The following is a 25,886-nucleotide window of genomic DNA, read 5'->3' as shown; positions in this document are numbered from 1 at the left end:
CCCGAGCTCTGCACGCACCGCCGCGTGCACCCCGTCGACCATGACCCCGACCCTCCTGACCAGCGACGCGAAGGAAGCCCTTCGCAAGACCGTCCGCGGGCTCCGCGGCCGCCTCATCGACCAGCTCACCGAGGCCGCGCGAGGCGAGTATCGCCTCGACGTCGCGGCCGCCAAGGCCCAGCTCCCCGAGGCCCGCCGCTGCCGGCGGGAGCGCCTCGAAGCGTGGATCGACGAGCAGGCGCGAGCCGCCCGCAGGCCGAAGGACAAGAAGGCCGGCAAGGGCGCCGACGCCGAGCTCCGCCAGCGGTTCCTGCAGCAGGCCGCGAAGGAGGCGGCGCACACGCTGCTCAACCGCCTCGTGCTCGTGCGCATCCTGGAGCACCACGGCGTGCTCCGCCCCGCCGTGGTCACCGGCGGCTGGAGCAGCCCGGCCTACGAGCAGGAGTTCGTCCACTACGCCGGCCCGCTCGCGACCGACGACACGCGCGGCTACCGCGCGCTGCTCGACGCCGTCTTCGCCGAGCTCGCCGTCGATCTGCCCGGGCTCTTCGGCCCCGTGGGCCTCACGCCGCTCTTCCCGGTGCCCGCCGCCGTGCTGCGGGAGGTGGTCACCGCGCTCAACGACCCCGCGCTCGCGTCCGCCTGGGGCGACGACACAACCCTCGGCTGGGTCTACCAGTACTGGAACGACCCGGAGCGCGAACAGCTCGACGCCAAGATCGCCGGCGGCGGCAAGATCGAACCGCACGAGATCGCCAGCAAGACCCAGATGTTCACCGAGCGCTACATGGTCGAGTGGCTGCTCCAGAACAGCCTCGGCCTGACCTGGCTCGCGATCTGCAGGAAGAACGGTTGGACGCCGGAGGCCGAGGCCGTGCTGCCGGTGCTTGAGGAGCGCCGCGCCGCGTGGCGGGCGAAGCGCGAGGCCGGCGAGGTGGCCCTCGACGCGCTGATGCCGGTCGAGCCGGGGCTCGAGAGCGCGTGGAAGTACTACGTCCAGCAGCCGATCCCGGAGGACGCGGTCGACAAGGCGCCGGCGTCGATCCGGGAGGTGAGGCTGCTCGATCCCGCGTGCGGCTCCGGGCACTTCCTGGTCATCGCCTTCGGCTACTTCGCCGAGCTGTACCGTGAGGAGGCGCGGCACCGGGGCAAATCGTGGACGGATGCGGACATCGCGGAGAGCATCCTCGCGAACAACCTGCACGGCATCGACATCGATCCGCGGGCGATCCAGATCGCGGCGGCGGCGCTCGCGCTCAGGGCGAGGTTGTTCGCCCCCGCGGCACGGCTCAGCTGGATGAACCTGGTCGCGCCGAGCTTGCGGCTAGGCGACCTGCCGGACGACGATCCGGCGCTCCTGGAGCTCTGCCGTGGGCTCGAGCGGGAGGCGGGGATATCCGAGGCGCTCACGCGCAAGCTGGTCAAGGGAATCGCGGGCGTCGACTACCTGGGATCGCTGCTCAAGGTCGACGAGGCGATACGAGAGGCGCTGAACGAGGCCACGCGGCAGATCGAGCGCGGAAAGCCGGGACAGGGCGACCTGTTCCAGGGCTTCGCGATGCAGCAGGTGGAGATGTCGTTCGAGGCGGCCAGGGAGACGGTCGTCGAGAAGCTGGAGCGCTTCCTGGAGGCGCACTCGGCGTCCGAGGACCTGGGGCTGCGGCTGCACGGCGAGCAGGTGGCCGCGGGGGTGAGGTTCGTGCGGCTGGCGAAGGAGGGGACTTACGACGTAGTCGTAGGTAATCCGCCGTACCAAGGATTGAGCAAGACGACGCAGTTCGATTATGTGGTGAAGCACTACCCGCGGAGCAAGGCGGATCTCTATACGGCGTTTTTAGAGCGGGGTGTGGCGCTGTGCAGATCTGGCGGATTGTCTGCAATGGTCACGATGCAGGGCTGGATGTTTTTAGGTCAGTACACAGCACTGCGGCGCTGGATTCTCGACGATAACAGCCTTCGCTCTATGGGCGATCTCATGTGGTGCGCATTCGAGAACATGCGCCATGCGACCGTTGCAATGTCTGTGGTCGCAGCGGGGCGGTCGAGCACGGACAGCGCCGTGGCCATCATGCCCACGGAACGATCGGAACGTGAGGAGTCTATTCCAGCTCTTGCCCGCAAGCGGGCGGCGCTCCTCGCGCAGGTGGGGCGCTACGAGTTCGACCCGAAGAGTTGCGAGGTCATCGAGGGCGAACCCATCGTATACTGGTGGACGAAGAGCTTTCTCCATGAATACGCAAAAACGCAAAAGCTCGGAGATATTGCACGTGCGCGCGGTGGAGCAAACACTGGAGCCAACACCAGACTTGCGCGATTTTGGTGGGAGGTCAGCCTTCGGAACATTGCTCTCGCTCAGTTACCAAACAGCGCAAAGACCCTTGAGCTCCCTTGGAGTCCATATATTCTCGGTGGCAAGGATCGCGCCTGGCTAGAACCACTCCTGACCATCATCCGCTGGAGCCCACATGGACTACAGGCCAAAACCAACGTTATCAACCGCTTCGGCGACGGAGGACTCCGCTGGAAAATCTGCAACGAAAATGCGTATTTCACACCTGGAACAGCATTCAGTGCGATTGGAGCAAATTTCCGAGCTAGAGCCCATCGCTACAGCAGCATTATTGACATGATGGGGCAATCAGTTTATGGAATCTCCAGCACTGCAACAACCTGCCTTCTCAATTCACGCATCGCAAAGACTGTTCTGGAGAGCCTTAATCCATCCGTACATTTTCAGGTTGCCGATGTCCATCGGCTCCCCGTCTTTCCCATCGCCAACACCGACGAGATCTTCGCCACCACCGAACGCGCCTTCATCGAGCACGAGTTCCATCGCGAGCCCTCCGTCGAGTTCCGCCGGCCCGGCCCGTCCCCCTGGCGCTACGCCCAGGACTGGGCCCAGCGCGCCGTCGATCGCCCGGAGGGCGCCCCCCTCCCGCCCTACGAGCCCGTCCACGACCCGCCCGCCCCGGAGGCCCACGTCTCCTTCGCCCTCGGCGTCGCCCTCGGCCGCTTCGGCGCCGGTGGGGAGGGCATCCTCGACGCTGCGCCCCCGGACGCCCTCCCCGCCGGCATCCTCTTCGTCGGCCCGAACGACCACCTCCCCGACTCCCTCCCCCACCCTGCGGCTGCACCCCTCCTTCGCGCGTGGGACGAGCACCAGCACGCCAGCGGCACCGGCAAGAAGCAGCCCCTGCGCGACTGGCTCCGCAAGGACTTTTTCACCTACCACAAGGCCCTCTACGAGAATCGCCCCATCTACTTCCCGCTCAGCAGCGAAAAACGCAACTTCGTCGCCTGGGTGAGCATCCACCGCTGGGCGGACAACACCCTACAAACCCTGCTCGCCGATCACCTACACCCGGTCCTGCGCAAGCTCGACGGCGAGATCGCCGACCTCTCCCAGGCCCGCGCCAGCAGCGACAAGAAGACCGCCATCGCCGCCGAGAAACAGTATGCCTCCGTCAAGCGCCTGCGCGACGAGCTCGCCGACTTCATCGAGGCCGTCAGCCAGTGCGCCGAGCGCGGCGCCCCGCCCACCGACCCGGCCTGCCCTCCCCGCGCGGCGGACGCAACCTTCCGCATGGACCTCGACGACGGCGTGATGGTCAACAGCGCCGCCCTCTGGCCCCTGCTTGCACCGCAGTGGAGCGACCCCAAGAAGTGGTGGAAGCAGCTCTGCCTCGCCGACGGCCGCAAGGACTACGATTGGTCCCACCTCGCGGCCCGCTACTTCCCCGCACGCGTCGACGAGAAGTGCCAGAAGGACCCGAGCCTCGCCGTCGCCCACGGCTGCTTCTGGAAGTACCACCCCGCCAAGGCCTACGCCTGGGAGCTCCGCCTCAAGGACGAGATCCGGCCCGACTTCACCCTCGACGAGCTCGGCTCCGACGGCCACCGCAAGCGCTTCCTCTTCGAACACGCCGCCGAGGCGCGCGTCATCGAGGCCGCCGAGCAGAAGCGCCGCGAGCGCAAGGCCGCCAAGGCGGAGGCCGATGAGTCCGAAGAGCTCGATGTGGGCGAGGACGACGAGGACGACGGCTGAAGGTGCCAGCGCCCGCTCCGGAGCGAGGAGGCCGGAGCGAGACCCGGATCCGGTCCGATGGAGTGCTCGAGCTCGGTGCCTGTCGCAGAGCTCGCCTGCCGCCGTGCTGGCCTGCCGCCGTGCTGTCACGAGCTCAGGCGGCGCCTCAACGACGAAGTGCACGAGCTCCGCGGAGCCATGGCGGAGGGAGCGCTGCGTCCGGTAGGCACGCCACGTGCGTCGCGCGCCGATGGTGCGATGGAACGTGGAGCACCCGCGTAAGCGGGCGCGGGCCCAGAGAACCGTGTCCTAGCTCCAGCGCGGTGACGCCAACCTCCCCGTGCTCCCGTGCCTCCGTGATAGCTTCTCCTCACGACATGCCCACCGCGGATCCCCACGCAGGCGCGGCGAGCCGGGCGCTCGCCGCGGAGGTCAACAAGAAGGTCCGCGAGCGCGGCCTCGTCGTGTGGGTCGACGCGGACCAGCAGTACACCCCGCTCGTCGACGCCCTCCGCGAGGGCGCCTTCGGGTTCTCGTATCCCGTGGTGGCGTACCGCGGCAGCTACCTCGAGATGATGCTCGCGCTCGATCAGCACGGCAACGCGCTCCACCCCGATCACGTCCTCGTCCACCTCCCCGGCGTGAACAAGGACACCGTCAAGGAGACGCCCGTGTTCGAGCTCTACAAGGCGGGCGTGGTGTTCGAGAAGAGCCTGGGTACGCTCGTCCGCGAGGCGGCCGTGGGGACGGCGACGCTGGAGCAGACCGACGCCTTCGTCCGCGCGCCGGGGCTCAGCCTCGACAAGGCCGATCGCTGGCTCGAGGAGCTGCACGCGCAGCCCAAGGAAGGGATCACGCTGCTCCTCGAGAGCCGGGGGCTCGACGATGTCGTCCTCGGGCTCGTGGCCGACGATCCGCGCCTCCGCGCCCACCTGCCCGAGCACGGGGAGCAAGTCCTCGCGTTCCTGGAGAAGGGCCTCGGGCTCGGCGCCGCCTGGCGGAAGTACCGCATCGGCCAGGCGGAGCTCACCGCGGCCGCGCTGGCCACCCTGGTCGCGAGCTGGCTCATGGCCGTGGAGTTCGTCCACGACCTGAAGGAGGCCCCGGTCACGCCCGAGCTCCAGGCGCTCACCAAGCTCGGTCCGCTCGTGAAGGACTGCCGCCGCCTCGCCGCGCGCTTCCGGGAGCAGCACGCCGACGCCTACGAGCTCTTCGCCAACGAGCTCCAGGAGCACCTGCAGCAGGAGCGCACCAGCCACCACGCCGGCGCGCTCGGCGCCATCGATACGTTCCGCTTCGAGGAGGCCACGATGCGCGCCGCGGCGCTCGGCGCGCTGTGCCGCGGCGAGTGGGACGGCGCCGAGGAGATGGCCGGGACGCGGACGCCGGAGACGTGCTTCTGGGTCCGGCGCTCGCCGGCGTTGCAGCGCACCTGGGAGATCCTCCGCCTGGCGGCGAGCACGGGCCGCGCCCTCGCGGCGACGCGCAAGGGGCTCGACCGGTGCGGCTCGCTCGACGAGGCGGTCGAGCGCTACGCGGAGAAGCTCGCCCCTGTCGACCGGCAGCACCGGCTGTTCGAGCAACGCGCCCACGCCCTGCTCGCGTCCGACCTCGACGACTACGACGCGCTGCTGGAGGTCCGCAAGGCCGTGCGCCGCGCGTACCGCGACTGGGCCGACGCGATCAACCGGACCTTCTTCCAGCTCTGCGTGGCGCACGGGCCGCTGCCCGGGCGCAGCCTGCGGCAGCGGACCGTCTACGAGGAGGTCGTCCACCCCCTGGTGCAGCAAGGGGGACGCGTGGCGTTCGTCCTCGTCGACGCGTTGCGCTTCGAGATGGCCCAGGGCCTCGCCGAGGAGCTCCGGCGCGAGAAGTACCGCGCGAGCCTCGGCGCGCGGCTCGCCGAGCTACCGACCGAGACCTCGATCGGCATGAACGCGCTCGCCCCGGTCGAGCGGAACGGCCGGCTCCGCCCGGCGATGAGAGACCACAAGATCGAGGGGTTCATCGCGGGAGAGTCCAGCGTGTGCAACCCGCCCGAGCGCGTGCGGGCGATGAGCCAGCGGAGCCTCTCCGGCCCGGCGCAGAGCGCCGAGGATATCGAGTTCGAGGAGTTCCAGGACCTGACCCTCGCGCAGCTCAAGCGCCGCCTCAGCGGGAAGCCTCCCCTCGTCGTGGTGCGCAGCCGGGAGCTCGACACCGCGGGCGAGCACGGGCTCCACCTCGGCACCTTCGATCACACGCTCGCGCTGCTGAAATCCTCGATTTCGCTTCTGTCGCAGGCCGGCGTCGAGCGCTTCGTCATCGCCTCCGATCACGGGTTTCTGCTGCAAGACGCGACGGCGGACAACATCCCCTTCGGCGCCAGCAAGCGGGTGCCCGAGCGACGGCACGCGCTCCTGTCCGAGCCCTCCGGGATGCCGGACGTGCTCGAGGTCCGGCTCTCCGCGCTCGACTACGACGTCGAGCAGGACCTCTACCTGGTGCTGCGACCGGACACGGCGCTCTGGCAGACCAAGGGCAAGATCGCGCCGTTCGTGCACGGCGGCAACAGCCTGCAGGAGCGCGTGATCCCGGTCCTTGTCCTCGACCGGCAGATCGTTCGCGGCAAGACGACGTCCCGGTACGAGGTCGTCGCGCACCCCGAGCCGGCGCACCTGGGCCGCCAGCGGCTTCGCGTGGCCGTGCGGCTGCAGAGCCGCGAGAACGCGTCGCTCGGCTTCCTGGCGCCGAAGAGCATCAGCCTGGCGCTGCGCGTACCGGGACGATCGGACGTGAGCATCGGGCTGCTCGACGCAGGGCCGCCGGCCACGCTGTCGGACGGGCGCGTCCTGGTCCCACCGAACCGCGATGAGGCGGTCGTCGAGTTCGAGATCGAGGGGCAGGCCGACGAGAAGATCCGCGTCGAGGTGTACCACCCGGACGCCGTCGAGGAGGTGGCGTCGAAGGTGGTCGAGGGCTTCTTCGACGTCGCGCGCAGCCGGCACCTGCCGAGGCCTCGTGGCGCCGGGGCCAGCGCGCCTCCGGGGCGCGGGAGCAGCGCGCCTCCGCCCGCGTCGTTCGGGGCTCCGCCCGTGCGGGTCCCTCCGCTGGGGCAGCCACGGCCGCCCAGCGAGCCCTCTCCGGCACAGACTCGGCCGCCCGGCGCGCCCGCTCCGGCGCAAGCTCGGCCGCCCAGCGAGCCCGCTCCGGCGCAGCCCCCTCCAGCGCCCCCCGCGCCCGCCATGCCAGCCTGGGGCGAGCTCATCGCGGACGACGGCTACCGGCGCGTGCTCGAGATCATCGCGGAGCGACGCACGATCAACGAGGCCGAGCTCACGCAGGTGCTCGGGTCGCCGCGGCGTGTTCGCGCCTTCGCCCGGCACTACGACGACCTGGTCCGGCGGCTGCCCTTCGAGGTGGAGGTGCTCACGGTGAATGGCATGAAGGCGTACGCGAGGAAGGACTGACCCATGGCATTCCGCGACGCGGCCCACATCTTTCAGCGCCTCCGCAATGGCACCGTGCCCGACCGGGGCCTGGAGGCGTTCGCCGTCGGGATCGAGCGGCACAGGAAGGAGCTCCAGCGGAAGCTGGACGAGGTGAAGAACGGCGAGGGTGACGTGAAGTTCCTCCGCGGCGGCTACGGCTGCGGCAAGACGTTCATGGCAAACCTCGTCGTCCACGACGCGCAGAAGAGCGGCTTCGCGACGAGCTTCGTCGTGGTGTCCGACAACGATCTGCACTTCCACAAATTCGACGAGCTCTACCGCAAGGTCGTCAGCGGCCTGAGCACACCGGCCTGCGCTCAGGGCGCGCTGGGGGATGTGCTGGACCGCTGGATCGGCGGCATCGAGGAGGGCCTCGTCAAGCTCGGTCTGAGCGAGGACGATCCGACCTTCGACGAGCGGGTGCTCGCGAAGCTGGACGAGCAGCTCGTGGCCCTGACCGGCGGTCGGGCGCCAGCGGACATGATCCGCGTGATCCGGAAGGTGTTCGAGCTGAAGCAGTCAGGCCGCGTCCAGGAGGCGTCGGCGCTCGTGTCGTGGCTCTCCGGCAGCTCGAACGTCGCTGCGAGCCTCAAGAGCATCGCCGGCGTGAAGGGCGACATTTCGAGCAGCGACGCCATGGCGTACCTCCGCGGTATCCTGGAAATCATCAAGAGCGCCGGATACACCGGGCTCATCATCGTCATCGACGAGGCGGAGACGATCTTGCGCATGCGTGGCGACGTGCGCGGTAAGTCGCTGAACGCGATCCGTCAGATCGTGGACGCCGCGAGCAGCTACCCGGGGCTGCTCTGGGTGTTCACGGGCACACCTACGTTTTTTGACGATCGGCAGGGCGTGAAGGGCGTCGAGGCGCTCTATGCCCGGATCAAATACGAGGAGTTCAACGGGGTCCCGAGCCTGCGGCAGCCGCAGCTCGCCCTCCGGCCGTTCGACCGCGAGCGCCTGCTGAAGGTGGCACTCAAGCTCCGGTCGCTGCACCCCGACCTCGCGCCCGAGGAGGCTGAGCGCCGCCTGCCGCGAGAGCTCGTCGAGCAGCTCGTCGACACGGTCACGGCGGGCTTCCGGGGGGACGTGGGCGTGGTGCCGCGCCAGTTCCTGCGGACGTTCGTGAACGTGCTCGACGTGCTCGCGGACGACCCGGATCAAGACGCGCAGGGACTGCTCGGGTTCGAGCCAGCAGGGCTGACCCCCGAGGAAGAGGCCGTGCTGGCCGGACGCAAGCTCGAGGAGCCGCCACCGGACGACGCCTTCGGCGGCGCCGGTGTGGCGATGTGAGGCGTCGATGAGCGTGTTCTCCCGCTTCCCGGAGCGCCTGCAGCACGCTATCGCGCACCACCTTGGCTTCACGTCCCTCCGTTCAGTCCAGGAGCTCGCGGGCGAAACGATCCTCGACGGCAACAATGCCGTAATCCTCGCGCCGACGGCGGGCGGCAAGACCGAAGCCGCGGTATTTCCCGTCCTTGCCGGGCTGCTGGCCGTGCCGCCGTCGGGTGTGGGAGCCCTCTACGTCGCGCCGATCAAGGCGCTCCTGAACAACCAGGAGGTTCGCCTCGGCGAGTACACCCAGATGGTCGGCATGCGCCGGTTCGTCTGGCACGGCGACGCCCCGCAGAGCCAGAAGGAGGCCTTCTGCCGGGAGCCCGCAGAGCTCCTGATGACGACGCCGGAGTCGCTCGAGGTGATGCTCATGTCATCCCGGGTGCCGGTGCGCCGGCTCTTCGAGCATCTGCGCTACGTCGTCGTGGACGAAATCCATGCCTTCGCCGGGACGGATCGGGGTGCGCACCTGATGAGCGTCCTGGAGCGCCTCGCTGCGCTCTCGCGGCACGACGTGCAGCGCATCGGCCTCAGCGCCACCGTCGGGAACCCCGAGCAGATCGGCCGCTGGCTGGCCGGGAGCTCCGCACGGCCGAGCGTCGTCGTCGATCCCCCCAGGCCGAAGGCGCAGCGCCTCATCAAGGTGTACCTTCGAGAGGAAACGAGCGACTTCGCGCGCGAGGCCGTGCGGGAGGGACGCGGCAAGAAGAGCCTGTTCTTCTGTCAATCCCGGGCGCTCACCGAAGCTGTCGCCGATGACATGCGCGACGACTCGATCGAGGTGTTCGTACATCACGGGTCGGTCTCGAAGGAGGAGCGCTACGCCGCCGAGGAGCGTTTCGCCCGTGGCACGAACGCCTGCATCGTCGCCACGTCCACGCTCGAGCTCGGCATCGACGTGGGAGGCCTCGATCTCACGTTCCAGGCGAACGCCCCGAGCACGGTGTCATCGTTCCTGCAGCGGATGGGTCGCACGGGTCGGCGGCCAGGCACCGTGGCCAACATGACCTTCTTGTGCGAGGACGCGGTGTCCGTGGTGCAGAGCACGGCGCTGGTCCTGCTCGCCGCGCGCGGTTGGGTGGAGAACGTCAAGGACGAGACGCGCTCCTGGCCGGTTCTGGTGCACCAGGTGCTGGCGATGACCCAGCAACATGGCGGGATCAGCGCGGAGCGGTGCTGGCAGACGCTCGAGCGGGTGCCGGACTTCCGGGGTATCCGGCGGGAGGAGTACCTCGATCTCATCGAGCACATGAAGCGCGAGGGGTACCTGTTCGAGTCCGGAGGGCTGCTCGGCATGGGGATGACCGCCGAACGCGTCTTCGGCAGGAAGAACTTCCTCGAGCTCTATGCGGTGTTCTCGAGCCCGGTCCTCTACAAGGTGCAGACCGAGTCGAAGCGCGACCTCGGCAGCCTGGAGCAGGCGTTCGTGGACCGCCTCGTGGAGGAAATGAGCACGTTCCTGCTCGGCGGGCGCGCGTGGCTCGTCGTGTCGATCAACCACGAGGAACGTCTCGTGCGCGTCCGCGGCGCTCCGCGCGGCAAGAAGCCGAGCTGGGGAGGGTTTGTCCCCCAGTTCCTCGGGTTCGAGGTGTGCCAGGCGATGAAGGACGTCCTTACCAGCGACGAGGAGTACCCGTTCCTCGACGCGAAGGCCAAGGCCGCGCTCGGCGAGTGGCGCGGCGACCTCGGCCAGCTCCTCCGGCGCAGCGGGGACGCGCTGCAGTTCGACGGCACGACGGTCACCTGGTGGACCTTCGCGGGCGGGCGGATCAACCAGACGCTGAAGTACGCGCTCGAGTGGAAAGGCGGCTGGAAGGTCGTACCCGACAATTTTTCCGTAAAAGTCCAGGGTGACGGCGTGAACTTCGAGACGGTGAGTGAACTCTTCGATGAGTTGCGCTCACCGGGCTTCTGGGAAGCCACCGAGACCCGCCGCCGGCTTCTCGCTCTCGTGCCCGAGTACCGCCTCAGCAAGTTCCAGCGTGTTCTGCCGGATCTTTGGCAGGTCGAGATGGTGGGCGGGTACCTGCTCGACTTCGAGGCGACGGCGCGGTTTCTGGCACGTGAAACGGGCGCGATCGGCAATGCTGGTGATGTCCGAACGTAGCCAGCCGTGGCTGGGTTACGAAGCGGGGCCGGCGTGCGACACACGTCCGGGAACGCCATGCACACTGGACCGGCGGCAGGCACGCCAAAGCCGCGATCTGTGATAACGACGAGCGGCTCGCGTAGCACAGACAACTTGGGATCCACGTGCTCGCGGAAGCAGCGTGCACGGCTGACGCTGACTTCCGCGACCGATTTCGCTATCTGCTCAGCCACTCCCATAGGAGCCCCCAATGAGACACTACATGCAATATCACAACACGGAGAGGATGGGGTACGGCTGTGGCGATCTCAATAGAGAACGAATCGGCATTGTGACCCAGAAGCGCATCCCCGATGTACTGGGAGACGTCGTATGGATCATCTGCGGGGAAGGCAAGCCGAGGAGGTATGGGCTGTGCGCCCGCTTCATCGCAGAGGAAGTCAATTCTGAGGACGAGGAGCCTGAGACGACCGTACGTGGGAAGGGAGCGCTGTTCACGCCCGACATCCCCCTATCCGACGAGCCCTGGTTCAAGAGCTTCCTGTCCGATTACCAGAATTTTAGCCTTGGATTCCGAGAGATCAAGGAGCGAAAGTACATCGATCACCTGGAAGCCCTGGCCAGACGCCAACATCACGCGGGCGTGGGCCCCGTTGAGACGGCACTGCGACGCAGCACGAGGAAGGCCAGTGAGGGCGGCGGGGGGTTCGGGGAGCCAGAGGTCAACGCGGAGGTCGAGCGCCGCGCCATGCGGCACGCCGCTGAGCTCTATCAGAAGGCCGGCTGGACGGTCGTGGACGTCTCGAAGGAGAAGCTCGGATACGACCTCAAGTGCTCCAAGCAACGCGCGGAGGCCCACGTGGAAGTCAAGGGCGTCAGCGGGGGACGGGAGTCCTTCATCATCACCAGAGGAGAGGTGGAACAGGCCAATGACGATCCGGCGTTCGTGCTAGTGATTGTGACGAGCGCGCTCTCGGAGTGTCCGACGCTGCGGCGTTACTCTGGCCGTGAAATGCTCGACAGATTCGAGCTAAAACCGATCGCATTCCAGGCGAGCCTGCGCCCTTCTTGATTTCGGTACGCTGTCCGGACAGATCGAGGGTGCCCGCTGCACGAGGTCGACGCGGACAGCGAGCATGCCCGTCACCTCGACGAGCTCCGCGCGCACCTGTTATTGCCGCCCAGTCTCGTTGATGCTCCAGCCCCTTGCATCGAGCATGCTGCTTGATGGTGAGGAGTTCTACACAGCGAAGATGGTCATCATGGACGGTGCTCGCTTCGCGTACGCAACGAGGAAGGGCGACGCCGACGGAGTCGCGGCGCCTGCATTCCGGCAATCTGCCACGGATTGCCACCGAAGGAGCTGTCGGCACATATTCGGTACCCCTTCCGATCATCGGATAAAAATTACCACGCATCGTTGGTCCCACGCCCACCTCATGACGGGGTAGGTCCACAAGAGGAGCGGAGCAGCGGCGCGGTGCCGGCCACAAAATAGGCGACGAGGAGACCTGATCTTGGCGGACAGCCTCCTCGTCGTGCTCCGGTTCTCTTGCTCAGGAATCGAAGCGGCCGCAGTGTTATCCAGAGCGCCATCGACATCAAGCGCTGGCAGCAGCAGCCCCCCTCGGTCGTCGAAGCGCGCCCAGCTCGCTGCCCCGCCTGCGGCGCCGCGAGCTGTCCGCTCGGGGGCGCCATCCAGCTCCAAGGCCACGGCCGGCGCGAGCGGCAGGTCTGGGGCCCTGCCAATCCGGACCAGCCCCCGGAGGTGATCTCGGTGACGGCCCGCCGCTACCGCTGCCTCTGCTGCAGCGCCGTGCTGCTCGTCGTTCCGCGCGGAGTGCTCGGCCGGCGCGTCTACAGCGCCGCCGCGATCGGCTTCGCCCTCGCGCTCTGGGGTCTTGCGCTCGCGGCGGCGGCCGAGGTCCGGCGGCGTGTAGGCCCGGCGAGGATCGTCGGCCAGAGCGCCGTCGCCGGCTGGGCCACGCTGCGTCGCTGGGCGCGTGACGTCGCCCAGCGACGGCTCTTTGCTCAAGCTCCTGACCCAGGCCCGGCCGCGTCGCTCCGCCAGAGCGCGGCCGTCGCGGCGGCCTCGCTCGCGGCGAGCGCCGACCCGACGACTCGGGCGCTGCCGCTCGAGCACCGTGCCTTCTTCGGCGCCGCGCACGCGGCGTGAGGGCCCCGCCCCTTCGAAGCCCGAATCGCACAGCCCACCTGAGAGGATCCCTGCCGAAAACGCCGCCGATCCCGGACAAGGACCGCGCGCCAGTAAGGCGCAGAAAGGACCTCCTGCATGGCCCTTGGCCCCCTTGACCACGCCGAGGCCGTGGCGATCTATCGCGCCACGGTCATCGGCCCCCTCATGCACCGCGTGCTCACCCACGGCCAGCTCGCTGCCGAGCTGCGCGCCCTCAGTGAGCAGCGGTTTCGACCGCCGGGCGCGCACAGCACGCGCACCTATTCGGTGCCCACGCTCGAGCGCTGGCTGTACGCCTATCGCTCCGCCGGCCTCGACGGCCTGCGTCCGCAGCCACGCAGCGATCGTGGCTTCGCGCAGGACATCTCGGACGAGCTGCGCACGCTGCTGCTCGACATCCGGCGCGAGCATCCCGACGCCTCGGTGCCGCTCATCCTCAAGACGCTCGTCGACGAGGGGCGCCTCGACGAGGGCAAGGTCTCCGAGCCCACCGTGCGGCGACTGTACGCAGCGCACGGTCTTCGCCGCCGCGCCGCGCGCGCCGATGGCGAATCGAGGACGCGGCTGCGCTGGCAAGCCGAGCGCCCAGGCGCGCTCTGGCACGGCGACGTCTGCCACGTGACCGGCTGCACCGTCGGTGGCAGAGCGATGCCGATCCGCATCCACGGGTTACTCGACGACGCATCTCGCTACGGCGTCGCGCTCGAAGCGCACGCCACCGAGAAGGAAGCCGAGATGCTCGGTATGACAGCCGATGCCATACGCCGGCATGGCAAGCCGGACGCGCTCTACTTCGACAACGGCGCCACCTACCGCGGCGAGCTCCTCAAGATCGCGTGCGCCAGGCTCGGCATCACGCTCCTGCACGCCAGGCCCTACGACCCGCAGGCACGTGGCAAGATGGAGCGTTTCTGGCGCACGCTGCGCGAAGGGTGCCTGAATTACGTCGGCGCCGTGGCCTCGCTCGAAGAGCTCAACGCCACGCTCCGCGCCTTCCTCGACAGGCGCTATCACCCCGCACCGCACGCGGGCCTGCTCGGCAAGAGCCCGGCGAAGGTGTACGCGGCCCGCCCTGCCGGCGAGCGCGTTGTCGACGAGAAGGCGCTGCGCGCCGCGCTCACCGACCGCACCCGACGCCGCGTCTCGGGCGACAACGTCGTCTCTGTCGACGGCGTCGCCTGGCAGCTCGATCAGGGCTACCTCGCTGGTCAGGTCGTCTCGGTCGCCCGGTGCTTCGTCGCGCCCGATGAGCCGCCGTGGGTCGAGCACGAGGGCAAGCGCCTGGTGCTGCATCCAGTCGACCCGCAGCGCAACGCGCGGCGCAAGCGGCTGCCGTGCGGCGGCCCTGCGGCGGATCAGCCGACGCGCCCGGTGGACTTCAACCCCGCGCGGACGCTCGGGCGCCGGGCGGGCTCTGGCGAGGACACCAGCGACAGTGGAGGTGCCGCGTGAGCGAGTCCTACGTCCGCTCCTTCACCCTGTCCGCCGCGCCCTTCTCCAAGGAGATCCAGGACGGCGACCTCTGGCTGCCTCCCTCCAAGGAGCAGCTCGTCGAGGAGGTGTGCGAGGCCGTGCACGAGCGCGCCCAAGTGCTGCTGGTCGGCGAGCCCGGCGCCGGCAAGACGTGTGTGCTGCGAGCCGTGCGTCATCGGTTGCCTCAGGCAGGCTTCCGGCTGACCTACTGCCACAACGCCACGCTCGGCCGACGCGACTTCTATCGCCAGCTCTGCCATGCGCTCGGCCTCACCCCGGCTGCGACCGCGGCGGCCGTCTTCTATGCCGTCAGCGCCCATGTCGAGACGCTCGGCCGCGAGCGAATCCACCCAGTTTTTCTGCTGGACGAAGCGCACCTGCTCCACCAGGATACGCTCGATCATCTCCACATCCTGCTCAACTATGAATGGGACAGCCGCTCGCTGCTGTCACTGATCCTGGTAGGGCTTTGTGACCTTCAAGACCGTCTCGAGCTGCGCAAGAACCGCTCGCTGTACTCGCGAATCGAGCGGCGTCTCTCGATTGGTCCCATGGTCCCCGATGACACCGGCGAGTACGTGCGGCTTCGGATGCGCCGCGCCGGCGCCGACCGCGAGATCTTCACCGCCGACGCACTCGCCCTGCTGCACGAGGCGGCCGGCTCGAGCCTGCGCGAGATCGACCGCATCGCCACCGCCGCGCTGCGAGAAGCGGCGCGGCGCAAGAAGAAACTCGTCGAGCGCGAGGTGATGGCGCACATCGTCGGCGAGCTGGGGACTGACGGCGGCTGACGCCAACCGAGATGACGGATGCACCTTCGGCGTCGGCGCAGCAACTCCTTGCTCGCGCCGGCGTCGACGGCCACGAACGAGGATGACCAAGAGGAGGCGTGGCTGCGGCGCACGCCTGGGGGATGGCCATCGCGCTCCTTGACCGTGGCCGAGCACGCCCGCGATGGCCATCGAACAACCTGCTCGGCCGACCATCAGCCAGCCTGAGCGTCAATACCTGTCAGTGCGCCTCGACGAGAGCGCATGCCTGCGTAAGCCCCGCATCAGGTCGTCTTGTGCCGCCTCGCCCACCCGTCAACCACGGCCGCCATAACCCGGATGAGCGCACAAAGCCTCGCACGAAAATCTTCGACACGAGTAAACCTCGGGAACTTGTGGCTCGCCAGCATGTTATAGCCGCGCCTGAACGTCCACCCTGCGGTCTCAAGGGCCCTCCTTCGTCGCTCGAGGTCTGCAAAAAGCTCATCCTGGACCGTTGTGTGCCGCCTCAACGCGGGATCGCCGTGCTGGGCCCGCAGGTCGCTCTTGGACAAGTAGGGGTTTGTCTCACAGTGAAGGTAGAGTGCGAGCGCGTCTGTCGTCGTGTTCCACTGGAATTCGAAGTGGACCGATGTGCCGGGCTGGCCTCGTTTGCGCCGCTCCCATAACGGTTTGCTCCACTGACAGAGCGGGATGTAGCCGCACCCGGGATTGGCCGTGTGTGCGATGTTGCTATCGAATCCCTCGTCCTGCATCCGAACCGTGTCGAGCAAGCGATGGAACACGACAGCACGGGTGACGAGGCGTGGCCGCCGAAGCAGGTAGCAAAGCACGGGTGTCCTCGGCCCGGGAGAGGGCCAGGCGTCGTACTCTCGTACCCGAGCTGCGAGCTCACGCAGCAGCAGGCCGACCGTGTCCGGGTGGGTCGATGCCTCGGCGGCCTCGGCCACCACGGTCCAACGGATAGGCGTAAACCACGAGGCGCGCCTGGGCGGTGAACCGTCCAGCGTCAGGAAGAAGCCTCGCTGGTTCTCCTCAGGAGCATCGAGACCCAACTGCGAGCATAGCTTCGCCCGCGCCTCGGACTCGGAGTACCGCTTCAACTGTCCCTCGCCCTCGCCGGCGCTGATCTTCGCCTCGACGATGACGAGCTCGCGCGCCTCACGGGAGAAGAAGACCAGGTCGGGTACGCTCTTCTCCCCGGCCCCGGAGGTCACGCCCACGCGCAGGCGGCAGGTCCAATCGGCGGCTATAGCTGACACACCGAAGGCGCCCAGCAGCGCCGATCGGAATTCCGCGTCTTGCGTGAAGGCGTGTCCGATGAGGGTCGTGTAACTGTCCTCCCGATGGGAGACGCCGAGGAGGTCGAACGCGTCGAGCGCCACGGACGACGCTTTCGGGACCGAGAAGCTGGCCACGAAGGCGAAGGGATGAACCTTCATCCCCTTCATGGGCTCACCCGCCTCGAGCGTGACGTCGAGGCCATCGAAGAGAACCGAGAGGGCGCCGCGGAGTTCGTTCTTCACCTCATCTGTGACCGTGCCGGGGGGATCGAAGAGCAGCCGGAGCACCTCGCCGTCTCGTAGCGGGAGTTGCCAGACACCGGTATTCTCCCCGAGCCCGAGATCGTTGGCGATCTCGTAGCTCGCGTCGGTGGCATCCGTGTTCTCTGCAGGTGTCACGATGTCTGATTTTTTCCACCATCTCGAATCGTGCACCGCCGGTCCAGTGCCGTGCTGGGCCTCCTTCCACGCGACAAACCGAGCGCGCATGCAGTTTCCGCACGGCCGGTAGCCAGCGGCGATGGCGGCGTCCTCGTCGGCAAAGAAGACCCGGTGCCTTGTATAGGACTCTCCATAATCTCGGATGGAAGCGAGGGCAGACCCACAATTGAGGCGGCCGTAAATCTTCGCCTTCGCGTTACCGCCCAGCGTGCCGGGCGTCATGCTCTCGTACCTGTGCCCGTCGGGACCGAGGAGCCAGTACGCCTTACGAACACCGTCTCCGGCGGGAGGGACCATGCCCATGACTGTACCGGAGTTCGCAGCCCCCGGCACGACCTCCCCTCCAACCAGGGCCGAGCCGGGGCGCCGCGGTCACTAGCGCGATCGGCCGATCCGCGCGCCGAAATACGTGGGGCCCCACGCAGCCGCGCCCGGGTCGAGCTCTGGCGGCGCGAGATCCGAGAACGCGACGTCCGCGCACACGAGCCATATCGACGGCGGCCTCTCGGCCGTGAGCCGGCGCGCCACCGCAAGGGTCTCGATCAGGTTGTGCATCGGAACGACGCCGGCCGCGACCGGGGCCTCCTCCTGATCGAACGGCAGCCGCACCAGGTACGCGTCCCTGTCCCCCCACGGCACCTCCGCGCGCGCCACCTCCGCGCTGGCCGCGATGGCCCCGCCGCGCTCGTCGCTGGCAAGCCGCGCGCAGAGCCACGCGAGCACAGCGTCCTTCCGTGGATCGCCGTCCAGACATGGCTCCGACTGCGAGGGAATCGGCGCGTCGTGAAGCCTGCCCCCCGTCGCGAGCCGCATCTCGTCCACGACATCGACGAGCGCGACCCCCCGATCCGTGGGCGCGCGGCGTCTCAGGGCGGCAGCAGCGGCGGCGCGCACGCGCGCGTCGCTGTCGCGCAACCGCGCCCGGACGAGGTCGACGGCGCTCGCGTCGTCGCCGAGGAGCTCCAGCACCGCGGCGCGGAGCGCGGGGCTGTGATCGTCCATCCGGGCGATGATCGCGCCACGGTGCTGCCCCTCGGCCCAGAGGAGCCTCGCGGCCGGGATCCGCAGCGCATCGAGCTCCTGGACATCGTCCAGCATCCCGAGGAGGGCCTCCGCGGGCGCGGCCGCGGGCGCCAGCGACTCCAGCGCCACCCGGGTCACCTCGGCGGCGTAGTCGCCTCGCTCGACGACGGCGCGCAGCCGGCCCGCGAGCTCCGGCCGGCCAGCGATCGCCCGCGCCGCCGCGAGCTGCGCCGGATCGCCGTCCATGTCCGAAGGCTCATCCAGGATGGCGGCGATCCGCTCCACGGAGCCAGCGTCCCGCGTGAGCGCCGTGATCGCCGCGGCGCGAACCGCGGCGGAGGCGTCGTCGAGCAGCTCCCGGATGCGCGGCTCCGCCCCCTCGTCCCCCGAAAGCGCCTCGGCCGCCGCGGCGCGCACGGCGCTGTCGCCGTCCCCGAACCGCCACAGGAGCGCTTCCCGCGCATCCGCCTTCCCGGCGACGGCCCGCGCCGCGACCGCGCGCCACCACGGGTCTGGATCGTCGAGCCGGCGGGCGATGGCCTCATCTCCAACATCGCCGAGCGCGCTGGCCGCATCGGCCCGGACGAGCCCATCGGGATCGTCGAGCAGCGCGCGCACCCCCGCGACCGAGGAGGAATCCCGGGCCAGGTCGCGCAGCCTGCGCCGCCGCTCCACGCGCTGCGCCGGACGGAGGCGCGCGCGCAGCATCGGGAGCGACCCCGGGTCGTCGCGCAGCGCCTGCACCGCGGCGGGTCCGACCGGGGAGGGCGCGTCGATGTACTGCCGGAGCAGCGGAGTCGCCGGCGGGTATCGACGGAGGACCTCGATGGCGGCCCGGCGGACGTGGGGATCCGGATCGCCCAGGCAGGGCATCAGGCTGTCGAACAGCGCCTCCTGGCGCGCGAGGCTGCTCACGGCGCGCGCCCGCACGAACGGCTCGGCATCGTCGAGAAGGGCCCGACGTGCCGCGACGGACGCCGCGTCGTCCCGCAGAGCGGACGCGGCCACCCCGCGGAGCGTCGGGCTCGCATCGGACAGCAGCGCTCGGACCATGTCCTCCTCGCCGGCGCGCAGGGTCTCCACGATCGCCACGCGCACGGACGTGTGTTCGCTCGCGTCCGCGAGCCGCGCCGCCCTCACCCGCTCCGCCGCCGCATCGAGGCCGAGGACGGACACCGCCGCCGCCCGGACGAGCGGCGAGGGATCGCGGGTCAGGTCGAGCAGCACGCCCGCCGCCTCCGGATCGCGACGCAGCGCCCGCGCTGCCGACGCGCGGACCAGGGCGACCTCGTGCGCGAGCAGGGAGCGCACATAGGGGCGCTGCTCCGGGCGTGCCCAGACGTCCTCGAGAACGAAATCGCGGACATCGCTCGCCAGCGCGGGGAGCCGGCCTTTCACCTGCTCCATGACCGTCGGCTCTCTGACCAGCGCACGCACCAGCGCGCCCTCGAGCCGAGGCGCCTCCGGATCCACCCCGGGGCTCGGCAGCGGGGCCTCGAACGCCCGGCGCAGGGCGGGCGTGTACCTGGAATCGCCGGCGAGCAACGCCGCCGCCGCCGCGCGCACGCCGCACGCCGGGTCGCTCGCCAGGAGGTGCGCCGCCAGCGGTCGAGCCAGAGGGTCGGCGCGCAAGCCGGTGACCGAGGCGGCGCGCACCTCGCGTTGCGCCGCGGTCGCGCCCTGGCGCAGCACCGGCAGATGGCCCGGCGCGAGCGCCACGGCGAGGAGGGCCGCCTCGCGTATCACGACAGGCTCCCCGGCGAGCGCGAGCTCCCGCAGCCGGTCCTGAGAAGCCCAGTCGTCCCTGAGCGCATGGATGGCCGCCACGCCGACCGCCACGTCGGCCCAGCCCGAGGTCTCCAAGACAGCGATCATCGCATCCGACATGGCGGTCAACATGGCCTCCCGTCAGCGAAAGCCGAGGTGGACGACCGGCCCCTGGTGCTGGCTCGCCCAGCCCCGGTCCGGCGGGCTGAAGTTCTGGCCGTTCACGGGCGGCACCTGATGGCTTTGCACCCCCAGGTTGGCCAGCATCTGGCTACAGTTGGGGCAAGGGATCCTGCTCGTCTGCCCCTGCTGAGCGGTGATGGACTGGATGGAACCGATGCAGTCGTTCCAGCTCGGGTGCTGGGGGTTCATCGTATCCGGAGGGATGCCGTTTGCGTGCTCGTAGTTTCGGATGTAGTTGGTCATCGCCCACGGCTCCGCGCAGTAGTGCGGCAGCGCGTCGGCTTGGCCTCTGGCCGAGACACCGTTGTACACGGGCACCAGCGCGTCCTGGACGGCGGGGTGAAGCTGGTTTGGCAGGCGCTCTCCGCCGCCGTAATGCCGCTGCCCCGACCGCACGTCCGTGGACGAGCCGAAGGGCCCGTTCGAGTACGGCCCCTGGACGCTCGCGCGCACCGGCGCGAGCCCGTCGGGATCGATCATCGCGAGGGGCCGGTTGCTCGCATACCCGAACGGGCGAAGCCCGCCTGCGAGCCCGAGCGGATCGGGGCTGATGTACCGGCCTGTCTCGGGGTCATAATACCGGTAGCGGTTGTAGACGACGCCGGTCTCGTCGTCCGCGTACTGTCCCGGGAAACGGAGGGGCGTCGTCGCCTGGTCGTGCTCTCCAGCATCGACCTGCCCCCAGACGTTGCGGCGGACGCGGCACAGCACCTCGCCTTGGCCCGACACCAGAGCTCGAGGGTGCCCGACCGGGTCGTTGATGTAGTGAACCCAGCCGCCGTCCACGCGCTCGCCCGACGCGCGCACCAGCGCATCGCGGTGGGCGAGCGGCGCGCGGCTGCGCGGTAGGAAGCTGTACGTGCGCTCGTGGACGACCGTGTTGCCGTGCGTGTCCGCGGCATCCCGCACCTCGTGCACCAAGGTGTCGCCGTCCCATACGAACCGGGTGGCGCGCGCCGCCTCGCCGCAGCCCGGGTGGCCTGGGTCCGACCCAGGCAGGTTCGGCTGCGCGTGCGGCTCGATTTCCCAGGCGAGCGAGTGCGCCCAGCCCCGACCGAGACCGACGTCGCGATCGCGCGCGCTGCTGCTGTACGCTCGTTTGATCACGAGCGGAAGCGGCCCCGGGAGCGCGAGATCGACCGCAGGGACCGTGTAGACCCGGCCCGTCACGGGGTCGATAGGGTCGCCGGCGTGTGTGCCGCCGCCGCCGCCGTGGGACGGGTTCGGACAGCCGGCGCCGGTGCCTGGACCGCACGAGCCAGCGCCCTTGCCGCCTCCCTGCGCGTCGTTCCCTCCATTGCCGCCTCCGGCGCCTTGCCCGTCGCCGCTGCCGTTCCCGCCGCGGCCATTGCCCCCAGCGCCTCCTCCGCCGCCGCCCATGATCCACACACCGGGGTTCATGCCAGGGATTGCGGGGATGTTCGGGACCGGAGCGGTGCGCGCCATGGGCAAATTCTCGACAGCCGCCAGGCGATGTCAACTGTCCGGCGTTGGCGCTGAAAGCTGCTCGCGCCGCCTCGTGCTCCCGAGTCAGGCCAGCGGGAGCATCCCCCGGCCGCCAGCGCGCGCTGACTTCAAGCGCCTCCCGCCGTGTGACCTCTCCGTTGTGGACCGGTGGCCCTCGCGCAGAACGAGGCATGGCCCCAACCCAGGCCCAACCGCCGGTGCCTGGGCCTGGGGAGCTGGCGTCGGGTGACTCCGCCTGTCCACCGCACCACGGGGCTCTCGGCGACTTCGATCTTCCCTGTCGCGTGCGACGAAACACATCGCGAGATCCCATCCCAGGTGGCGCACCTGGGATTCGGGAGACCGCGTCGGCGGCTTCCCCCACGTGCGCTGGTCGTCAAAGCAGCGGTGAGGCCCCACGCAGCGCGTGCAGCGTGTCTGTCCGGTGGGACGGCCGCTTCGATGAGCTTGGCTTTCAGCCGGCGTCTGCATCTCCTTCCATGAAGCGCAGCGTCAACACAGATCCCTCCCCAGCGCCGGCCGTGCTCGTCTCTCACGGAGGCGTCCGCCCCCGGCCGGCATGTGCGGCGCGGCTTGCCCGGGCGCGGCTTGCCCGGGCACAGCGGCGAGCCGAGGCGGCGCGCTCGTCGACGAGGGCAACATCGACCCAGGTCCGATCCATCATCCGGGGAAGCACGACCGCCACAAGAGAAGGAGCGAGCGCTGCGAGCGAGAAGCCCCCCGCCAGCCGATCACGGCGTCTCCTGCGACCGAGGCGCTGGTCCGCCTGGATGACAGGAGCCTGGACGACAGGAGATCACACACGAGATTCCGCTGCTGATTCGCGAGCTGTCGAGTTGACGAAGAGTGGCTGTGAGCCATTAAGTTGTGGGGGGACCAGAACTGGAGGTTCAGCCATGGCGAACGTAGAAATCACGAACAATCTGCCGAAGGATCTGGACATTGCGATCGAGGAGATTCACAACGCCGTCGACGATCTGTCGGGCAGGCTGGACAGCGCGGGAGCAATGGATCCGGCCAGCGCCCACTGTTTCTGCGGCCACTGTCACTGCGGCCACTGCCACTGCGGTCACTGTCACTGCGGCCACTGTCACTGCCACTGCGCCCGCAGCTAGCCCCGGGTAGCCGGGCGAACGAGCGCGCCCCGGGGAGTCGAGGAGCGTGCACAGCAGCTCCCCGTCTTCCCGGAGCGCCGCGGGTGCGCCGGCTCGACGCCGGTCGCCGCGAGGCGGTGCTCCCGCTGGCTCTCGGCGGTGCTCCCGTCGGCTCTCGGAGCATCCCTCGTCCGGCGCCGGCATCAAACCTGCTGCATACCGAATACCGGCACCGGCGGCCCGGCGCGACGCAGGTCGGCACCTCGTCGCGCTGCCTTCTCTCTGGAGATCTCGCGTGGCCATCCAACGACCCAGCTCATCGACCTCCGCTTCACCGCTCGAGGGGGGCGCCCCGCCTGCTCCGGACGAGGCGCGCGAGCGGCTCGCGCGGTCGCGCGTCCTCGTCGTCGGCCTCGAGCCGTGGGGCGCTGTCGCGGCCCTCGAGCTCGCGGCCTCGGGCGTCGGCGCGCTCCAGGTCCTCGACGACCGGACGGTCACGGTGGACGACCTCGGCCCGTTTCTCGGCCCGTTTACCGAGGCGGACCTCGGCAGAGAGCGCGCCCCAGCGCTCGCCCTCGCGCTGTCGCGCGTCGCCCCCCGGTGCGCGGTCTCGTCCGGCGCGCTGGTCGCGCGCGCAGGGCGCCCGCTCGTCCAGGAGGACACCGGCTGGGACCTGATCCTCGCCTGCGTCTCGAGCGCCGATCTCCTCGTCCTTCAGAGCGTCGCCCGCTTCGCCCACGGCGCGTCGATCCCGTCGCTCAGCGCCTACCTCGACGGGCTCGACGCGGTGATCGGCCCGGCCGTCGTGCCCGGCGAGACCGCGTGCTGGGAGTGCTGCCGTCTCCGACAGCTCGCGACGAGCGACAACGCCGAGGCCGATCACGCGCTCCAGGCCTCGCTCCTCGCCGAGCGCCCGGGCCCCCGGGCGCGCACCTACCTCGCGCCCGTGCCGGCGTTCCTCGGCCACGCTGTCGCGCTCGCGGCCTTCGACCTGCTCGTCCGCCGGGGCGCGTCGCCGCTCTCGGGCGGGCTCCTTGTGCAGAACCTGGTCGACCCGGAGGCGTCGTTCCACGCCGTCGTTCAGATGCCCTGGTGCCCTGTCTGCGGCGGCGCCGCCGGCGCCCGGCGGGAGGGGACCTGTCGAGAGGCCCCGCGCGTGCGCCTCTCCGGCGCGCGCGACACAGCGGAGCTCCGCCGGCTGCTCGCTGGCATCGTCGACACGCGGACGGGTATCGTCAGGCACCTCAGGCTGGACATGAAGAGCCCGGCGCTCGCGCTCGAATCGCCGCTCACCGCCACGGCCGTGCTCAGCGATTACACCGACGGCGCGGGGCCCGCCCACCGCTGCGGGGAGCCGGAGGCCGGCACCGGAAAGGGCACGACCGCCGTCGACGCCATGATCAGGGCGGTGGGCGAGGCGATCGAGCGCTACGCCTCCGCGCGCGTCGACACGGCAGAGTTCCTCCGCGCCTCCATCGTCGAGGTGAAGGGCGACTTCATCGCTCCGGAGCGGCTGGGTCGCTACGACGAAGCGCAGTACGCCCGCCCCGGGTTCCCCTACGTCCCCGTCTCTCCGACAACGCCGATCGACTGGGTCCGCGGGCGCTGGCTGGACACCGGCGCGCCCGTGCACGTCCCGGCGCTCGCGGCCTACTACAGCTACTGCGCTCCACCCGAGGCCCGCTTCTTCGACGTGACCTCGAACGGGCTCGCCGCGGGCGCGACGCTCGACGACGCGTCGATGGCGGCCGCGCTCGAGCTCATCGAGCGTGACGCGTTCATGATCTCCTGGCTCGCTCGCAGGCCGGGGCGGCGGATCGTGCTCGACGGATCGATCGACCCCGACGCGCGCGAGGTCGCCCGCCAGCTCGCGGCGTGCGGCGCACGGGTCGAGCTGTATCTCCTGGACGCGGGCATCGCGGTCCCCGCGGTCATGTGCGTGGGTTACGGCGATGGCAAGCGCTGGCCCGGCGCCGTGGTCTCGCTCGCCGCCCACCTGAGCCCCCGCGCGGCCATCAGGAAAGCCATCCTGGAGCAGGGCCAGATCGTGGGTTGCGTCATCCGCTTCGTCACCGGCCAGGAGGTCGCCATCCCCGAGCGGCCGGAGGACGTGCGCACGCTCAGCGATCACGCGGCCTACTACTTTCCCGCGGAGCGCGCCGTCGCCTTCGCGTTCCTCCGCGAGGGCGGCGCGGTGGCCGCCTCGCAGCTCGAAGAGCCCGGGGAGGTCTCGCTGTCCGAGCTCGCCCGGCGCGTGACGGCGGCGGGGCTCCGCGTCGCGATCGTCGACGTGACGTCGCCCGATCTCGCGCCGACCCCGTTCCGCGTCGCGCGGGCCGTCGGGCCCGAGCTCCAGCAGATCCACTTCGGCCATGGGCTCGCGCAGCTCGGGAACCCGCGCCTCCGCTCGATGGCGCCGCACGGAACCAACCCCGATCCCCACCCGATGGCCTGAGAGAGGACACCATGGCAAGGAGCAAAGAGACGGACGTCGCGCGGCTCTATCACCTCCAGTCCTCGCACGTGAGATCGCGGCCGCTGGAGCGGACGTTCGACGCAGATCTCCAGCCGCGCCGCTTCCGCACCTACGCGGGCTCGGCGCGCACGGCGCTGCCCGGGCGCGACTTCGCTGTCGACGCCCCGCTCGGCGCGGTGCTGGAGCGGCGGCAGTCGGTCCGCGATTTCGCGCTCAGGCCGATGCCGCTGGAGACGCTCGGTCGGCTCCTTCACGCGAGCTACGGCGTCCAGACGCTGCGCAAGGGCGATGGGGAGTGGAGCAACCAGCGCCCCGCGCCCTCGGCGGGCGGCCGGTACCCGCTCGAGATCTACGTGGCGACGCAGGCCGTGGAGGGGGTAGCGGACGGCCTTCACCACTACGACGCCCGGGCGCACGAGCTCGAGCTCCGGCGGGAATGCGCCGCGCACGCCGCGCTCGCCGATCTGGCGCTCGGTCAGGACATGCTCGTGAACACCAACGTCGTTGTCATCGTCACGGCGATCGCGTTCCGCACGATGTGGAAGTACGGCCAGCGCGGCTACCGCTACGTGTGGCTGGACGCCGGGCACCTCGGCCAGAACCTCTATCTCGTCGCGACGGCCATGGGCCTCGGCCCGGTGGCCATCGGCGGCTTCTATGACCAGGAGCTCAGCGCGTTCCTCGATCTCCCGGCCGACGAGGAGGCCATCTACGTCGTCTGCATAGGTCATCCCGGGCCGGCGGGGGGCCGGACAGAGACCGAGCACGCCTGAACGACGACCGTCGGAGAG

14 protein-coding genes are annotated in these 25,886 nt (G+C 69.7%); 11 read left to right on the top strand and 3 right to left on the bottom strand.

Annotation, left to right across the window (positions count from 1 at the left end; all coding sequences use genetic code 11):
- Positions 1-40 precede the first annotated feature (40 nt).
- The 8 genes from pglX to WMF24_RS16575 all read left to right on the top strand — a co-directional run bounded on the left by pglX (position 41) and on the right by WMF24_RS16575 (position 15,382).
- Positions 41-4,045: a BREX-6 system adenine-specific DNA-methyltransferase PglX gene (gene pglX / locus WMF24_RS16610; protein WP_437737383.1), complete on the top strand. Its 4,005-nt coding sequence runs from the start codon at positions 41-43 to the stop codon at positions 4,043-4,045.
- Positions 4,046-4,401: 356 nt separating this feature from the next.
- A complete protein-coding gene (pglZ, locus tag WMF24_RS16605) occupies positions 4,402-7,473 on the top strand; it encodes a BREX-6 system phosphatase PglZ (RefSeq protein WP_437737382.1) in 3,072 nt (1,023 codons plus the stop codon).
- 3 nt (positions 7,474-7,476) lie between these two features.
- Complete coding sequence (gene brxD, locus WMF24_RS16600; protein WP_437737381.1) at positions 7,477-8,790, top strand: BREX system ATP-binding protein BrxD; 1,314 nt, start codon at positions 7,477-7,479, stop codon at positions 8,788-8,790.
- 7 nt (positions 8,791-8,797) lie between these two features.
- On the top strand, positions 8,798-10,939 hold the full coding sequence (locus tag WMF24_RS16595) for a DEAD/DEAH box helicase (protein ID WP_437737380.1): 2,142 nt from the start codon (positions 8,798-8,800) through the stop codon (positions 10,937-10,939).
- Positions 10,940-11,183: 244 nt separating this feature from the next.
- Complete coding sequence (locus WMF24_RS16590) at positions 11,184-11,993, top strand: DUF3883 domain-containing protein (protein WP_437737379.1); 810 nt, start codon at positions 11,184-11,186, stop codon at positions 11,991-11,993.
- Between the two features lie 480 nt (positions 11,994-12,473).
- A complete protein-coding gene (locus tag WMF24_RS16585) occupies positions 12,474-13,097 on the top strand; it encodes a hypothetical protein (protein WP_437737378.1) in 624 nt (207 codons plus the stop codon).
- Between the two features lie 117 nt (positions 13,098-13,214).
- Positions 13,215-14,570, top strand: a complete 1,356-nt coding sequence (locus WMF24_RS16580; RefSeq protein WP_437737377.1) for a helix-turn-helix domain-containing protein — start codon at positions 13,215-13,217, stop codon at positions 14,568-14,570.
- Positions 14,567-15,382 (top strand): ExeA family protein, encoded by an 816-nt coding sequence (locus WMF24_RS16575; RefSeq protein WP_437737376.1) that lies wholly within the window; start codon positions 14,567-14,569, stop codon positions 15,380-15,382. The genes WMF24_RS16580 and WMF24_RS16575 overlap by 4 nt, the downstream gene beginning before the upstream one ends.
- Before the next feature lie 263 nt (positions 15,383-15,645).
- Here the strand turns inward: WMF24_RS16575 and WMF24_RS16570 are convergent, their stop codons facing one another.
- From WMF24_RS16570 to WMF24_RS16560, 3 genes are all read right to left on the bottom strand, one after another.
- On the bottom strand, positions 15,646-17,388 hold the full coding sequence (locus tag WMF24_RS16570; protein WP_437737375.1) for a PD-(D/E)XK nuclease family protein: 1,743 nt from the start codon (positions 17,386-17,388) through the stop codon (positions 15,646-15,648).
- A gap of 72 nt (positions 17,389-17,460) precedes the next feature.
- Positions 17,461-19,983, bottom strand: coding sequence for a HEAT repeat domain-containing protein (locus WMF24_RS16565; RefSeq protein WP_437737374.1), 2,523 nt, complete (start codon positions 19,981-19,983; stop codon positions 17,461-17,463).
- A 33-nt stretch (positions 19,984-20,016) separates the two neighbouring features.
- On the bottom strand, positions 20,017-21,504 hold the full coding sequence (locus WMF24_RS16560) for an RHS repeat-associated core domain-containing protein (protein ID WP_437737373.1): 1,488 nt from the start codon (positions 21,502-21,504) through the stop codon (positions 20,017-20,019).
- A gap of 917 nt (positions 21,505-22,421) precedes the next feature.
- Between WMF24_RS16560 and WMF24_RS16555 the strand changes: the two genes are divergently transcribed.
- The 3 genes from WMF24_RS16555 to WMF24_RS16545 all read left to right on the top strand — a co-directional run bounded on the left by WMF24_RS16555 (position 22,422) and on the right by WMF24_RS16545 (position 25,868).
- Entirely contained in the window at positions 22,422-22,640 is a 219-nt protein-coding gene (locus tag WMF24_RS16555; RefSeq protein WP_437737372.1) for a hypothetical protein, read from the top strand.
- Positions 22,641-22,914: 274 nt separating this feature from the next.
- The gene (locus WMF24_RS16550) at positions 22,915-25,074 is read left to right on the top strand and encodes a TOMM precursor leader peptide-binding protein (protein ID WP_437737371.1); all 2,160 of its coding nucleotides are present in this window, start codon (positions 22,915-22,917) and stop codon (positions 25,072-25,074) included.
- Between the two features lie 11 nt (positions 25,075-25,085).
- Complete coding sequence (locus tag WMF24_RS16545) at positions 25,086-25,868, top strand: SagB/ThcOx family dehydrogenase (protein ID WP_437737370.1); 783 nt, start codon at positions 25,086-25,088, stop codon at positions 25,866-25,868.
- Positions 25,869-25,886: the final 18 nt, after the last annotated feature.

The organism is Sorangium sp. So ce1335, assembly GCF_051521615.1.
In the GTDB taxonomy this organism is placed as follows: Bacteria; Myxococcota_A; Polyangia; order Polyangiales; family Polyangiaceae; genus Sorangium.
The sequence above is the reverse complement of the archived record's forward strand: the minus strand, read 5'-3'. Positions and strand labels throughout refer to the sequence as shown.

Excerpts from the sequence above, each read along its gene's own strand:
- pglX (WP_437737383.1), top strand. The coding sequence starts at position 41 with ATGACCCCGACCCTCCTGACCAGCGACGCGAAGGAAGCCCTTCGCAAG.
- pglZ (WP_437737382.1), top strand. The coding sequence starts at position 4,402 with ATGCCCACCGCGGATCCCCACGCAGGCGCGGCGAGCCGGGCGCTCGCC.
- brxD (WP_437737381.1), top strand. The coding sequence starts at position 7,477 with ATGGCATTCCGCGACGCGGCCCACATCTTTCAGCGCCTCCGCAATGGC.
- WMF24_RS16595 (WP_437737380.1), top strand. The coding sequence starts at position 8,798 with ATGAGCGTGTTCTCCCGCTTCCCGGAGCGCCTGCAGCACGCTATCGCG.
- WMF24_RS16590 (WP_437737379.1), top strand. The coding sequence starts at position 11,184 with ATGCAATATCACAACACGGAGAGGATGGGGTACGGCTGTGGCGATCTC.
- WMF24_RS16580 (WP_437737377.1), top strand. The coding sequence starts at position 13,215 with ATGGCCCTTGGCCCCCTTGACCACGCCGAGGCCGTGGCGATCTATCGC.
- WMF24_RS16570 (WP_437737375.1), bottom strand. The coding sequence starts at position 17,388 with ATGGGCATGGTCCCTCCCGCCGGAGACGGTGTTCGTAAGGCGTACTGG.
- WMF24_RS16565 (WP_437737374.1), bottom strand. The coding sequence starts at position 19,983 with ATGATCGCTGTCTTGGAGACCTCGGGCTGGGCCGACGTGGCGGTCGGC.
- WMF24_RS16560 (WP_437737373.1), bottom strand. The coding sequence starts at position 21,504 with ATGGCGCGCACCGCTCCGGTCCCGAACATCCCCGCAATCCCTGGCATG.
- WMF24_RS16555 (WP_437737372.1), top strand. The coding sequence starts at position 22,422 with ATGGCGAACGTAGAAATCACGAACAATCTGCCGAAGGATCTGGACATT.
- WMF24_RS16545 (WP_437737370.1), top strand. The coding sequence starts at position 25,086 with ATGGCAAGGAGCAAAGAGACGGACGTCGCGCGGCTCTATCACCTCCAG.